The 13,082-nt window shown below is 65.2% G+C and carries 13 protein-coding genes; 1 reads left to right on the plus strand and 12 read right to left on the minus strand.

The window, feature by feature from the left end; all coding sequences use genetic code 11:
- Positions 1-17 precede the first annotated feature (17 nt).
- The 10 genes from hpnK to AC1DQ3_RS06525 all read right to left on the minus strand — a co-directional run bounded on the left by hpnK (position 18) and on the right by AC1DQ3_RS06525 (position 10,358).
- A complete protein-coding gene (hpnK, locus tag AC1DQ3_RS06480) occupies positions 18-842 on the minus strand; it encodes a hopanoid biosynthesis-associated protein HpnK (protein ID WP_477119538.1) in 825 nt (274 codons plus the stop codon).
- A 35-nt stretch (positions 843-877) separates the two neighbouring features.
- The gene (hpnJ, locus tag AC1DQ3_RS06485) at positions 878-2,299 is read right to left on the minus strand and encodes a hopanoid biosynthesis associated radical SAM protein HpnJ (protein ID WP_477119354.1); all 1,422 of its coding nucleotides are present in this window, start codon (positions 2,297-2,299) and stop codon (positions 878-880) included.
- Between the two features lie 16 nt (positions 2,300-2,315).
- Complete coding sequence (hpnI, locus tag AC1DQ3_RS06490; RefSeq protein WP_477119355.1) at positions 2,316-3,590, minus strand: bacteriohopanetetrol glucosamine biosynthesis glycosyltransferase HpnI; 1,275 nt, start codon at positions 3,588-3,590, stop codon at positions 2,316-2,318.
- 531 nt (positions 3,591-4,121) lie between these two features.
- Positions 4,122-5,264 (minus strand): zinc-binding dehydrogenase, encoded by a 1,143-nt coding sequence (locus tag AC1DQ3_RS06495; protein ID WP_477119356.1) that lies wholly within the window; start codon positions 5,262-5,264, stop codon positions 4,122-4,124.
- A gap of 106 nt (positions 5,265-5,370) precedes the next feature.
- On the minus strand, positions 5,371-6,186 hold the full coding sequence (locus tag AC1DQ3_RS06500) for a LytR/AlgR family response regulator transcription factor (protein ID WP_477119357.1): 816 nt from the start codon (positions 6,184-6,186) through the stop codon (positions 5,371-5,373).
- A 12-nt stretch (positions 6,187-6,198) separates the two neighbouring features.
- Entirely contained in the window at positions 6,199-7,275 is a 1,077-nt protein-coding gene (locus AC1DQ3_RS06505; RefSeq protein WP_477119358.1) for a sensor histidine kinase, read from the minus strand.
- A 19-nt stretch (positions 7,276-7,294) separates the two neighbouring features.
- On the minus strand, positions 7,295-8,203 hold the full coding sequence (locus tag AC1DQ3_RS06510; RefSeq protein WP_477119359.1) for a sterol desaturase family protein: 909 nt from the start codon (positions 8,201-8,203) through the stop codon (positions 7,295-7,297).
- A gap of 37 nt (positions 8,204-8,240) precedes the next feature.
- Positions 8,241-8,468, minus strand: a complete 228-nt coding sequence (locus AC1DQ3_RS06515) for a DUF6622 family protein (RefSeq protein WP_477119360.1) — start codon at positions 8,466-8,468, stop codon at positions 8,241-8,243.
- Positions 8,469-8,705: 237 nt separating this feature from the next.
- Positions 8,706-9,056 carry a DUF1428 domain-containing protein gene (locus tag AC1DQ3_RS06520; protein WP_477119361.1) on the minus strand — a complete coding sequence of 117 codons (351 nt, stop codon included), beginning with the start codon at positions 9,054-9,056 and terminating at the stop codon, positions 8,706-8,708.
- Positions 9,057-9,383: 327 nt separating this feature from the next.
- On the minus strand, positions 9,384-10,358 hold the full coding sequence (locus AC1DQ3_RS06525) for a crotonase/enoyl-CoA hydratase family protein (RefSeq protein WP_477119362.1): 975 nt from the start codon (positions 10,356-10,358) through the stop codon (positions 9,384-9,386).
- A 157-nt stretch (positions 10,359-10,515) separates the two neighbouring features.
- Between AC1DQ3_RS06525 and AC1DQ3_RS06530 the strand changes: the two genes are divergently transcribed.
- Complete coding sequence (locus tag AC1DQ3_RS06530) at positions 10,516-10,953, plus strand: YciI family protein (protein ID WP_477119363.1); 438 nt, start codon at positions 10,516-10,518, stop codon at positions 10,951-10,953.
- A 102-nt stretch (positions 10,954-11,055) separates the two neighbouring features.
- On the opposite strand, the gene AC1DQ3_RS06535 is transcribed toward AC1DQ3_RS06530, so the two are convergent.
- Positions 11,056-11,745, minus strand: coding sequence for a DUF2076 domain-containing protein (locus tag AC1DQ3_RS06535; RefSeq protein ID WP_477119364.1), 690 nt, complete (start codon positions 11,743-11,745; stop codon positions 11,056-11,058).
- A gap of 146 nt (positions 11,746-11,891) precedes the next feature.
- Positions 11,892-12,968, minus strand: coding sequence for a mechanosensitive ion channel family protein (locus AC1DQ3_RS06540; protein WP_477119365.1), 1,077 nt, complete (start codon positions 12,966-12,968; stop codon positions 11,892-11,894).
- Positions 12,969-13,082 lie beyond the last annotated feature (114 nt).

Genomic DNA, 13,082 nt, shown 5'->3' on the forward strand with positions numbered 1-13,082 from the left:
CAGTGTTGTCATGCCCCTCATGCGGGGGCCAAGGCGCGGGGCGCGGCCAGCACGTCGGCGAAGCCGCCGCGGCGCGGCCCGGCCTGGTCCAGCGCGGCGCGCACGCGCGGCGACAGCAGCGCGGCCAGTTCGTCGGCATGGCGATAGCCGCGCATGGTGGCGGTGACCTCGGCGCCAGACACCACGCCGGGATGGAAGTAGATCTCTCCCACGCCTGCCGGCAGCCGCGCCAGCGCGGCCAGCAGCGTGGCTTCGTCCATGGCGCCGCTGTTGGCGATGCCCACGACGTAGTCGTTGCAGGCCACGCCGGCGGCATCCAGGCGGCGCCGCAGCAGCGCCAGCCAGGGCCGCAGCAGCAGCGGCGCGCCGTGCTCGCGCGGCAGGCGCACAGCGCGCAGGCCGAACTCGCGGCCGATCGTCAGCATCAGCGACAGCACCGTGGGGTGCAGGTGGAAATGCTTGTGCGCATTGACGTGGTCCAGTGCCAGCCCGGTGGCGGCAAAGGCTTCGAACTGCGCGCGGATCTCGGCGCCGAGCTGCCGCCGCACTTCGGGCAGGAAGAAGAAGCGGCAGCCGTCGCGCGCCATGGCGGAGCCGAAGCGGCCGTGCGCATCGACCAGCGCCGGGATCCGGGCGGGCGGCAGCACCGCCGGCCCGTCGGCCAGCACCAGGTGCAGTCCCACGCGCAGGCCGGGCAGGCGGCGCGCGCGCGCCACCGCGTCGGCGGCGGCAGGCGCGCCCACCATCAGGCTGGCAGCGTTGAGCACGCCGTCGCGGTGGGCCAGTTCAACAGCCTCGTTGACGCCGGGATGCAACCCGAAATCGTCGGCGGTGAGGATCAGCGCGCGCTGCACCGCCGGCAGGTCTTGCTCAGGGGTCACGCTTCGTGCGATCGCAGGAAACGGAAGAACTCCACGCCTTCGCGCAGGCGCCGCTTCATCATCTCCCAGCTGCTCAGCATCTCGCGCACGATCTCCCAGATCTTGCCGGGGCGGAAGTAGAAGCGCTTGTAGAAGGTCTCCACGCCGTGATAGATCTCTTCCCGGGACAGGTGCGGGTAGCTGATCGCGGCAAGCTGCACGCCCTTGTCGTTGACCAGGTTGATGACCTTGTTCTCTTCCAGCCAGCCGTTGTCCACCGCCTGGCGATACAGCGTGGTGCCTGGATAGGGCGCCGCCAGCGATACCTGGATGGTGTGCGGGTTGATGTCCTTGGCGTACGCGATGGTCTTCTCGATGGTCTCGCGGGTCTCGCCCGGCAGCCCCAGGATGAAGGTGCCGTGGATGATGATGCCCAGCTTGCGGCAGTCTTCGGTGAAGCGGCGCGCGATGTCGGTGCGCAGGCCTTTCTTGATATTCAGCAGGATCTGGTCGTCGCCGGATTCGTAGCCCACCAGCAGCAGGCGCAGCCCGTTCTCCTTCATGATCTTGAGCGTGCTGTATGGCACGTTGGCCTTGGCGTTGCACGACCAAGTCACGCCCAGCTTGCCCAGGCCGCGGGCAATCTCTTCCACGCGCGGCTTGAAATCGGTGAAGGTGTCGTCGTCGAACATGATCTCCTTCACCTCGGGCATGTTCTCCTTGATCCATTTCACCTCGTCGATCACGCTCTGCGGCGAGCGGGTGCGGTAGCGGTGCCCGCCCACGGTCTGCGGCCACAGGCAGAAGGTGCACTTCGAGCGGCAGCCCCGGCCGGTGTAGATCGACACATAAGGATGCTTCAGGTAGCCGATGAAGTAGTTCTCGATCTTCAGGTCGCGCTTGTACACGGGCGCCACGAAGGGCAGTTCGTCCATGTTCTCGATCATCGGGCGCGGACCGTTGTGTTCCAGCGAGCCGTCCGGCTGGCGGTAGCTCAAGCCCGGAATGTCCTTGAGCGGCTTGCCCGCGGCCACGTCCTGGCAGGTGTAGTCGAACTCCTCGCGGCACACGAAATCGATGGCGGCGCTGGCGCCCAGCGTGCCGCCCGGGTCCACGGCCGGCTTGGCGCCGACCATGCCGATCATCACGTGTGGCTTGCGCTTCTTCAACTCCTCGGCGAACTTGGCGTCGGTGGGGAAGGACGGCGTGCTGGTGTGGATGATGACGAGGTCGAAGCCGACGGCGATATCCAGCGTGGCCTGCACGTCCAGGCCGTCTGCCGGCGCATCCAGCACGCGGCTGTCAGGCACCAGCGCGGCGGGCTGGGCCAGCCAGGTGGGATACCAGAAAGATTTGATCTCGCGCTTGGCCTGGTAGCGCGAACCCGCGCCGCCGTCGAAGCCATCGAAGGAAGGAGCCTGCAGGAAGAGCGTTCTCATAGCGGTTTCTGTGGAGTCATGTGCCGTTTGCTGAAAGGGCGGGAGCGCGGTCGCGTTCGTCATTGTCCGCGTCCCCGACCGGCAAGGAAAGGGGTTGCGCCTTCAAGGCAGTGGCAACGCCTGTGGTGGTTTGCGCGCGGGTGCCTTGCCGCGGTCCGGCGCCTGGCTGCGCGGACGCGGGCGCCTGGGCGGGTAGCGGACGATCGCGTACCGACATTACCTGCTCGCGCCAGCGTACCTCCTCGCCGACCAGCGCGGCCGCCCATTCGGCAAGCAGCAGCGCATCGCGCAGCGGTGCCCGCAGCGCGGCTGCCGCGCTACCCGCCAGCACGCTGCGCGCCAGGACGCCGGCCAGCGCCACGGCCAGCACCGCCGGCCGAGGCGACATCCAGGCGGCCAGCGCCAGCATGGGCCAGGTAAAGGTGATGAAGGTAAAGGCAAAACCGAGCGGGTTGATGGATCGGATGGTGCGCAGCCAGCGCAGTTCGTGAGCCCATAGCGCGGAAAGATGTGTTTCTGTCACATCCGTACTCACGACGACGTCCGACAGCACGGTACGCAGTCCGTTGCCGCGGGTCAGCTCGCCAAGCCAGAAATCGTCGGCGAGCCGGTTGGACAGGGTGGCGAATCCACCGATTGAGTCGAGTACGTCACGCCGCAACGCGATGGTCGCACCGAAAGAAAAGCGGCGTGAGCCGCACCCGTGGGCAACGCGCACGGAAGGCGCGAACCAGTCGTCGATGAATTGCGTGCCGATCCGCGACCACAGGCCGCCGGCGGGCCGGCCTCGGTACAGGCAGGTCACCACGCCGACCCCGGTGTCGGCCAGCGGCGCGCTGACACGGGCCAGGTAATCCGACGGCGCTGCGATATCGCTGTCGGCAATCAGCAGCCAGCGATGGCGCGCCCGCGGCAGCATGTTGATCAGATTGCTGACCTTGAGGTTGCTGCCGTGCACGCGGGAGTCGATCACCAGGGCAATGTCGCACGCCGGGAATTCCGCGCGCAGCCGTTCCACGACCGCGATGGCGGGATCGTCCGCTGCATGGACGCCGAACACCAGCTGGAACGCCGGATGCCGTTGACGACACAGGCCGGCGAGATTTTCGTAGAGCTGGGGAGCGAGGCCGCACAGCGGCTTTAGCACGCTCACTGGCCGCAGGCCGGCGTATTCCGGGCCGACGGGGGTGGCGGCCAGCGCCGGTGCGCGCCAGCTGGCCCATACGGCAGCGATCGCGTAGCCTGCGGCCACGCACGACAGTGCGATAGCAGCTAGCGTGCCCCAGTTCATCTTGGGCAACCGTCGCTAGAGACATAGGCAAGCCGCATCGGGCCGGCCGCACCTTCGGTTAGCGGCCTGCCGAGGCCGGCGCGAATGGCCTTGCTCACCCTGGCACCGACGCAATGTGCTTCCATCCGAAGCGCAGCGGGAAGGTCGATGCAAAAATTTGCAGGCAGTTCGAACCGAATACAACAGCAGTGGGAAAACATCACCTGCATGGAAGGCTCCCGGTCCAATCACCGTATTCATCACACGTGGTTTTTCTGCCGCTTAATCATACGGCAGCCGATCTGAGAAATTCCAGGAATTTCTAATAAATTGAAACACTGTTGAAAGAAAACTGTAAGGTTATGCCGCCTGATTTCCTGGATGGTTATCGGTAATCTTGTTGGTAATCCTGTTTCAAATAATCCGCTGGCAGTAAGCGCTAGCAGTAATTAGTTATCATTTCATGACGGYGCAGTGCAATGCTTGCGCCTTTCATCCATGCCGAGGGCGGCACGCCTGGATTGCCGCCGATCGGCTCGGACAAGTCGACGTCTAGTGCTGGTTCGGATTGATCAGATACTTATCCCCGGTCGCGCGCTTGTTGTAGACCGCGATCACATCCAGGTCCAGCACTTGCGCCAGCGATATCTCTTTCGAATAGCGGCTGGCAAAGGTCGTCTTCAACTCCGCCACGACGCGCTCTTTGAGTGCGCTTACCGCATCGGGCCCGATCTTTTGCAGGAAGGAGAACAGCAACCAGCCCCCCATGCCCCAGGCCATGCCGAAGTGGCGGGTGAGCTCGGTCGGGGACGTATCCAGGCCGCCGTAGATATAGACCTGCTTGTGCGTCGTCGAGCCATAGCGGCTGTACTCGCTGGCTTTCCGGCTCAAGGCCGCCTCCATGCAGTTCAGGATCTGTCCGGCAAGCTTGCCGCCGCCGGTGGCGTCGAAGGCAAGCGTTGCGCCGGTGGCGGCGATCGCCTCGGTGAGGTCTTGCAGGAAGGTGGGCGAAGCCGCATTGCAGACGTGAACCGCGCCCTGTGCCTTGAGCAGGTCCGCTTGTTCCTGTTTGCGGACAATGTTCACCAGGCCGATGCCATCCTTGAGGCAGATCTGGTTGAGCATCTGCCCCAGGTTGGAGGCGGCAGCGGTGTGCACCAGTGCGGTATGCCCCTCGCGCCGCATGGTGTCGACCATGCCCAGCGCCGTAAGCGGGTTGATGAAGGACGAGGCGCCCTCGGCCGGCGTCGCTCCGTCCGGCAGGAGCAGGCACTGGTCCGCCGGGATACACCGGTACTGCGAGTACATCGCGCCGCCAATCGCCGCCACCGTCTTGCCCAGCAGCGCCTGCGCCGCGGCGGACGAGCCCGCCTCGACGACCACGCCCGCGCCTTCGTTGCCAACAGGCATGGACACGTCCAGCCGGCCCGCCATGCTTTTCATCGCGCCTTGCGGAACGCGGGCGGTGACGACTGGCCGCTCGGCCGTGCCGCTGGCCTTAGCCGTGCTCATGTCGGCGGCGCCGAACAGCAGGCCGAGGTCTGACGGGTTGAGGGGCGACGCTTCGATACGGACCACCACTTCGTCGGGGCCGGGCAGGGGAGTGTCCACGCTGGCAAGCGACAACTCCAGTTCACCACTGGACTTGATCAGCGAGCGAAGCTGAAGGGCGGCGCGTGTGTTCTCGATGGACAATTGGTGTCTCCTTGGGGCGGTCGGTTTGATGCTGGCCGGGGCGGCAAGGAGCAATGTACCAAGTTTTGGCCAAAGCGGCTGGCGGCGCCGAGCCCGGCCTGTCGGCCTACATCCCCTTGAAGATATCCGCGTAGAGCCGGCTCACGCTCAACCTCTCCGCGCGGCCGTGCAACGCCAGCGTCAGCTTGCCGTTCTCGTCGCGCAGCGCGCTGGCGATGGCAGTGCTGCGCACGATCGTACCGCGGTGCACCTGCCAGAAGCTCTGGGGATCGAGCCGCGACTGCAGCTCGCGCAGGGACATCCGGATCAGGTGTTCGCGTTCGGCGGTGACTACCCGCACGTACTTGTCGGCCGCCTCGAAGTACAGCACTTGGGCGATCGGCACCATCGTAATGGTATTGCCGGCGCTAGCCTGGATCATCTGCATGGGGCCCGCGGCCGGCGGCGCGGGCGGTGAGGAGATCCCGCTGCCGATAAGCGCACGCAACTGATCCAGCGCGGCATCCCACGGCGGTGGCGTGGCTTGGGCGCTGCGTTGCTGCAACGTGGTCTGCAGGCGTACGCAGGTCTTGGCGAGACGCTCAGGCTGCACGGGCTTCAGGACATAGTCGACGGCGGCATGTTCAAAAGCGTGCAAGGCGTACTTGTCGTAGGCGGTCACGAAGACGATCAGCGGGAACGGCTTGCCCGGCTCGGGCCAGTCCTCGGCCAGTGTCTGCGCGGCCTCCAGCCCGCTCATGCCCGGCATGCGGATGTCCAGGAACAGCAGGTCCGGCTTCAGCGCCAGCGTTTGCTCGACGGCCGCCCCGCCGTCGCCCACGCTCGCGACAATCTTGAGGCCTGGCCACAGGCGCCCCAGCTCGGCCTGGAGGTCTTCGGCCAGCAGGGCTTCGTCTTCTGCGATCAGGGCGGTGGCTTGCATGTGGGCAATCGGTCAGGATAAGGGAAGGCGCACGATGGCGAGGGTGCCGCCGTCGGCATCGCCGGCGGCCGCCAGTTCGAAGCCGGCCGCATCGCCATGGAGCTGGGCGAGCCGTTCACGGACTTGCGATGTGCCGAAGCAATCCGCGCCGGGCGGGAGCGCGCTCAGGCCCACGCCGGTATCGCGCACGCTGAGCACCAGGATATTGCCTTCGCGTCGCGCGGTGACCTTGATCCAGCCGCCGCTCACGATGGGTTCCAGCCCATGCTTGATGGCGTTCTCCACCAGTGGCTGCAACAGCAGCGGCGGCACCGGCAATCCGGCCAGGCTGGCCGGCAGGTCCAGCGCGATCTGCAGGCGTGGGCCCATGCGGATCTTCATCAGCTCCAGGTAGTCTCCGATGCGGGCGAACTCGCACGACAAGGCGTGCGAGCCGGAGCGCGAAGCGTCCAGCGTGGCGCGCAGGAACGAGATCACCTGGTTCAGCATGACCTGCGCGCGCTGCGGGTCCTGCCCGATCAGCACGCGCAGGTTGCCCAGCGTATTGAACAGCATGTGCGGCTCCAGCTGCGACTCCAGCAAGCGGAGCTGGTTCTCCGCGGCGCTGCGCATGGCGGCCTGCGCGTTCGCTTCCGTCGCCGCCAGACGCCCGCGCGTGTAGTTGAAGTAGGCGATGCCGACCGAGAGCGCCAAGGCCACGGTCATGCTCAGCAGCAGGGCACGCGGGTTCTGCATCATCTGGGCTGACGCGTCCTGGTCGCCGGTAAGCAGATCGGCAAGCGCATGTCCGGCAAAGTAGCCCACTACGCCGGACATGATCGTCCAGGGAAACATCACCTTCCAGTCCGGCCAGCGGCGCTGCGGGACGGGCATGCCGGGCGGGGGTGGGGGCTGCCGGCGCAGCATGCCGTAGCGCCCGGCCTCGATCATGACCTGGATCAGCGCCGTGATGCAAACGGAATAGACCAGGTTGCGGCCGAACGGCTCGCGAAACATCACGGAGAAAAACAAGGCCGCGCCCAATGCCACGGGCACGCCGACGCGCAGCTCGCGCCAGAGCCAGGCCAGCTTGTTAGTGGGGTAGCGCATGCTGTGCCGCCGCTGGATTTCAGCCGCCGGCCGCGCCACGTGCCATCCCGGACGCGGGCTGCCTCGCGCGCAGCTCGGCGGTGGTATTGCCCTCGCCATCCGGCGTCCAGCCCGGCGGCATGAACAGGTAGCCGAAGACGGCGCGCGCGCTGCCTGCCCCGGCGAGGTCGCGCCACAGGTGGATCCACTGCGTGAACTCAATCCGCAGCGGGTTGGCGCTGTGGATCGGATGCACGAGTCCGTAGCGGCAAGGCAGGTCGTCGCGCTCCTTCACGTAGGTGCCGAACAAGCGATCGAAGACCAGCAGTACGCCGCCGTAGTTCGCATCCAGATATTCCAGGTTCGACGCGTGGTGCACCCGGTGCGCCGACGGCGTATTGAGAATCCCCTCCAGCCAGCCCAGCCGCGGAATCCACGTTGCATGAATCCAGAACTGATAGAGCAGGTTGAGCGACAGCACCGCGAACACCACGCCGGGATCAAAGCCAATCCATGCCAGCGGCACGAAGAACAGCGCCGTGCCGCTCAGCTTGCCGAGCACCCCGATGCGGAACGCCGCCGACAGGTTGAGCTGGTTGGGCGAGTGATGCACCGCATGGTTGCTCCAGAACCAGCGCACCCGGTGCGCGGCGCGGTGGTACCAGTAGTAGCAGAACTCCTGCCCGATAAAGAGCAGCGGCAACGCGATCCAGCCCACGGGGTGGATCGTCATCAGCCGGTGCTCGAACGCCAGCCGCACCAGCGGCGCGGCAATCGACAGCGGCATGCCGATACCCACCGCGACGCGCGCGAACAGATCCAGCGCCGATATGCCAAAAGCCCGCCAGTCATAGCGCTGGCGGCGCGACAGGACGATCGCCTCGATCAGCGCGAGCGACAGGACAGCGGGGATGGCGACGAACAGCTGAAACCTTTCTAGTGAGCCCATGACTGCCGGTGTGGGTTGTTCGGGGTGCTGCAAGTGATTAGCCCGGCATGCCATAGGGCCGCGCCTGTCGCGCAAGCCGCCACGTGACGAGGCTGCGTGCGAGGAAGATACCGCTAAAGGTGCCATAGATAAAGCCGGCTGCCAGCGCGGTGCTGCTGCGTTGCAATAGATCAGGGTTTATCGCTAGTGCGACGTTGACGATAAACCGGGTTAAAAAGAGGCAGAGGATCAGCGCCAGCGGCATCCAGCTGCCGATGGTGCTCATATTCGGTGGACACAGGCGCCTTGGGCAGCGGGCTGCGATGAAATGCCGGATGGTGTCGTGAAATGACGGGGGTGGCGGGTGAAGCGTCCGGGGAGCTTATCGGTCGGGCCCGAAGCGGTCGGGTCAGTGTGCCTCACAGGCCGGACGAAACCACGGCGGCATCGTCCCCGCGCAGCGCACATGCATTCTCGCGGGGCAGAGGCCGACGCTACCGGGCCGCGGTTGCCTAGCGGTTGCCTAGGCGTTCACGATCATCTCGAAGCCGCCAAAGATCATCCGCTTGCCATCGAAGGGCATCGGCTCATCCATCTTCAGGCGCGGATCTTCCATGGAGGCCTTCATCCCCTCGTCGCGGACCTTGCGCGATGGCCACAGGATCCAGGAGAAGACCACGGTCTCGTCCTTTTCCAGCTTCACGGCCATCGGGAACGAGGTGAGCTTGCCTTCGGGCACGTCGTCGCCCCAGCACTCCACCAGGCCCAGCGCGCCATGTTCCTTGAACACCACGGCCGCAGCCTCGGCATGCTTGCGGTAGGTCTCCCGCTTGGCGGTGGGCACGGCGAGAACAAATCCATCGATGTAATTCATGTCCGATCTCCTTTGGGATTGTCTGCAGGATGGCGAGCCAAGAGGCCGCCATGGAGACGACGATTCAGGGGCGCCAGCATCGACACGCGGCGGGAGAGAACTCTCAATATAGGTAAGGCGACCGCTGCTGGCGCCCCGTCTTGCCGTCTGTCGGCGCTTGATGTGATTGATGGGCGGCTAGAAGGAGGGGTGCGACCGCACAGAGCCAGATAATGAGAGGGATTTGCATTTGCATTTGCAATTGGTGCATTCGCGCAGCAGCGGCAACAATGGATCCACAGTTGCCGTACACGCCGCCCCAATGAATCCGCCCCGTGACTGTGACTATTAGCCCCGTTTCGCTTCTAGTTCGCGAATCAGCGCGCGGGCCTCATCTCCCTCTGGTATCGGTTTCCCGCTGTCACGCCATTGCACCGCCGCCTTGAATCCCTCGGCTTGCGCGTACCGCCGAAACCAGAGGCCTTCCGGGTTGTGCCGTGTAATGCCGTCCAGCATGGTCGCCATCATCTGCGATTGCTCCAGCCCCATGGTCAGCATGACCTGATTGACCACCATCTTGTGCATCGCAAGGTGGCTGCGCGGCACGCCGGCAATCCGGTTGGCAAGCTTGAGCGTCGCAGCCTCCAGTTCGCCGACAGAAACGACCTCATTGGCCAGGCCCCAGGCAGCGGCGGTATGCCCGTCAATCGTGTCGCCGGTGAACATCAACTGCTTGGCCCGCGTGGGACCTAGACGATAGGTCCACATGGCGGTGGTCGGACAGCCCCAGACCCGCGTCGGCATATAGCCGATTCGCGCATCCTCGGCCATGACCAGCAGGTCGCAACTCAGGGCGATATCGCTGCCGCCGGCTGCCGCATAGCCATGGACCTTGGCAATGGTGGGCTTGCTGCAGCGCCACAGGCTCATGAAGTCTTCCGTGTTGCGCTTCATGTAGGCGTAGTCGACCATGGGATCCCAGGGGTACGACTCCTGCTGACAGGGGTGCTCGATGGTCTGTTCCGCCGTGTCGGCCAGGTCGTAGCCGCCGCAGAACCCTTTACCGGCACCTTCCACCACGATCACGTGGACGTCGTCGTTGGCTTGCGCCCATTCGACGGCGGCGCGAATCTCCCGTGGCGTCTCGCCGTTGATCGCATTCAGCCGCTCCGGCCGATTGAGGAGAAGGCGCGCGACTCGTGGCGATTGCGGATCCTGGTCGATCGATAATGTGGAGAAATCTGGCATCCTGGACCTCCGTTGGTGAGTCGTTGAAGTGAAAAGGGCGAAACCAAGTCCAGTCAGGCCGAGCGCGAACTTCACGGCGCGCCGGCGGAGTTGCATGCGCATGTGCCAAAACAACCTGAGGCGGGTGTCGATTTCTGGTACTACGATTCGTCGTGATATCAGAGCCGGCTGTCATACCTGAGTCGATTTCGGGGTCCTGCGGCTCCCACTACTCATTCAAGGAGAAAATGCGATGCGTGTCATGGTGATGGTGAAAGCTACCAGTGAGTCGGAAGCCGGCAAGATGCCCGGCACGGAGCTGCTCACGGCAATGGGCAACTTCAACGAAGAACTCGTCAAGGCAGGTGTCATGCAGGCGGGCGAGGGCTTGCACCCGAGCTCCCGGGGCAAGCGGGTGCGCTTCTCGGGCAGCCAGCGGACCGTGATCGACGGACCGTTCGCGGAGACCAAGGAACTTGTCGCCGGGTTCTGGCTGTGGCAAGTCAAGTCGATGGAGGAGGCCGTCGAATGGGTCAGGCGCTGCCCCAATCCCATGGAAGGGGAGTCCGAGATCGAGATTCGGCCGCTGTTCGAGTCTGAGGATTTCGGGGCTGAATTCACCCCGGAACTGCGGGAGCAGGAAGAGCGCCTGCGTGCCGAGGCCGGGAGCGCGGCGAACAAGCCGCGTTGAGGCGAGTGGGCTGACGATTGTCGAAGCCCACTCGGGAGGAGGCTGTGCGGTCACCGCTGCCAGCAGGCGTTGGAGGTGCCACGGGCCGAGCCCCTGAACGCGCTAGGCGTTGAAGGAGTCGTCGTTCAGGAAGTCGTCGTTGCCCAAACCGTCATCCAGGAGACCGTTGTCCAATGCCGCATCCGGTGAGCCCAACGGCGAGCGGTCGTCATTGCCGTAGAAGTTGTTGACGACAGTTTCGGTCGGCTGTGCTCCCGCGGCTGGCTGTCCCAGGAAGCCGCTTGCGCCTCCGCTTCCGCTATTGTGATGGAACAGGTTCTCGATACCCTGGAACAGGAACGCGCCGCCGGCTACGCCGGCTGCCGTGGTGGCAATGCCGCCCAGCGTGCTGCCCAGGCCACCGCTCAAGAAGCCGGTCCGGGGCTGCGGCGCGGGCGCAGCCTGGGGGGGAGGCGGTACGGCGGCAGGCGCGGCCATCGCCGGCGGCATGACGGGGTTTGGTGCGGCGCGGCCGGCGCTATTTCCCCAGGCATTGTCTGCGTCGAGAAAGCGACTGGTGCCGTTGGCCTGCGCCATCTGCAACTGGCTCTGCAGGGTGGCGATCTGCGTCCTGGCTGACGCCAGCGCGTGGTCAAGCATCATCGCGCGCTGGACCAGCAGGTAGGCGGCATCGGGTTGCCGGGCGACGGCTTCGGCGATCAGGGCGTCCGCCTGGGGGTCCTTTGCGCCGGCCCGGGCCTGGGTCAGCTGCGTCAGGAAGCCTTCCAGTGCTTGCATCTCTTGGGGGGTCATGGCACCTCCTATGCAGGTTGTCTTGTGTGCTTGCAGTCTACGGGCTGAGACTTAAGCCAGACTTAAAGACACTCGGCCTGAGTGTACCTGCCGGGCCTCGCCGCCATGAACCACTTTTCCGGGTTGCACTGGGAGTCTCAGGCGGCTCAAGCGTGCGACGGTGTATTCCGCGGCGGCGAGTCACCGTCGCCCTCGATGCGCAGCCGTGGCAGGAACTGCGGGAATTCGCGCTGCATGAAGTCGATCAGCCCTTCGCGCACGATGCAGCGCAGATCCCACACCTGGCCAGATGAGGCCGCGGTGCACAGTACGCGTATTTGCATCGTCCGCTCCGTGGCTTCGGTAACCACCAGGTTGAAGAAGCGCTGGTCCCACTGGGGCGCCGCGCGCACGATGCGCTCCAGCTCCTCGCGCAGCGCGGCCAGCGGCATACCGTAGTCGACGTGGAAGAATACGGACCCCGTGAGCTGGGCATTGTTGCGGGTCCAGTTCTGGAAGGGCTTCTCGATGAAATACTGCAGCGGGATGATGAGGCGACGCTCGTCCCATATCCGGAGCACGACGTAAGTGCCGGCAATCTCCTCCACGCGGCCCCACTCACCTTCGACGATGAGTACGTCATCGAGCCGGATAGGCTGCGTCAGCGCGAGCTGCAACCCGGCGAACAGGTTGCTGAACACCGGCTTGGCTGCCAAGCCAGCAATCAGGCCAATCACGCCTGCCGAGGCCAACAGGCTGGCGCCGACTTGTCGAGCCCCCGGAAAGGTCATGAGCAGCATGGCCGCACCCATCACCACGACCAGCGTCATCGCAGTGCGTGAGAGAACCCGTGTTTGCGTGTGAACGCGCCGTGCACTCACGTTGTCCTCTACGTCCACGGGGTGTCGATCCAGTATGCCCTGCGCAAATCCGGCAATGATGCGCACCACAAGCCAGGTGGTCGCGGCAATGAGCAACAGGCCGTTGAGATGGCGCACGCTGTCGATCCAGGGTAGATCGTCCGGCGCGGTCAGCCAGACCGCCTGCAGCGCCAGCAAGGGCAGGACCACCTCGGCTGGGGCGCGCGCTTTCTTCACGATCGCATGCAGCACTGGGGCGGGCCGGGTAATGCGCAACAGCAGCAGGCCACCGAGGCGATGCGCCAGCAGCGCGACGACGACGGCGATCAGGGCCGCTGCCCATGTGCCGAACCAGGGGTGGGCGAGGAGGATTGCAAGGTTCATCGGTCGATCGTCCTATGTCATCGCGGGTTGCCGTCGACACGTGGGCAGCCATCGGCCCGCAGCAAAGCCGCGAACTCCGTCCGGACGATTGCTTACGCCCGACATTGGCCGTGG

Source organism: Cupriavidus sp. 01T418 (genome assembly GCF_056398885.1).

Coding starts and splice junctions, on each gene's coding strand:
- hpnJ (WP_477119354.1), bottom strand. CDS start 2,299: ATGAGAACGCTCTTCCTGCAGGCTCCTTCCTTCGATGGCTTCGACGGC.
- hpnI (WP_477119355.1), bottom strand. CDS start 3,590: ATGAACTGGGGCACGCTAGCTGCTATCGCACTGTCGTGCGTGGCCGCA.
- AC1DQ3_RS06500 (WP_477119357.1), bottom strand. CDS start 6,186: ATGCAAGCCACCGCCCTGATCGCAGAAGACGAAGCCCTGCTGGCCGAA.
- AC1DQ3_RS06505 (WP_477119358.1), bottom strand. CDS start 7,275: ATGCGCTACCCCACTAACAAGCTGGCCTGGCTCTGGCGCGAGCTGCGC.
- AC1DQ3_RS06510 (WP_477119359.1), bottom strand. CDS start 8,203: ATGGGCTCACTAGAAAGGTTTCAGCTGTTCGTCGCCATCCCCGCTGTC.
- AC1DQ3_RS06515 (WP_477119360.1), bottom strand. CDS start 8,468: ATGAGCACCATCGGCAGCTGGATGCCGCTGGCGCTGATCCTCTGCCTC.
- AC1DQ3_RS06520 (WP_477119361.1), bottom strand. CDS start 9,056: ATGAATTACATCGATGGATTTGTTCTCGCCGTGCCCACCGCCAAGCGG.
- AC1DQ3_RS06530 (WP_477119363.1), top strand. CDS start 10,516: ATGCGTGTCATGGTGATGGTGAAAGCTACCAGTGAGTCGGAAGCCGGC.
- AC1DQ3_RS06535 (WP_477119364.1), bottom strand. CDS start 11,745: ATGACCCCCCAAGAGATGCAAGCACTGGAAGGCTTCCTGACGCAGCTG.
- AC1DQ3_RS06540 (WP_477119365.1), bottom strand. CDS start 12,968: ATGAACCTTGCAATCCTCCTCGCCCACCCCTGGTTCGGCACATGGGCA.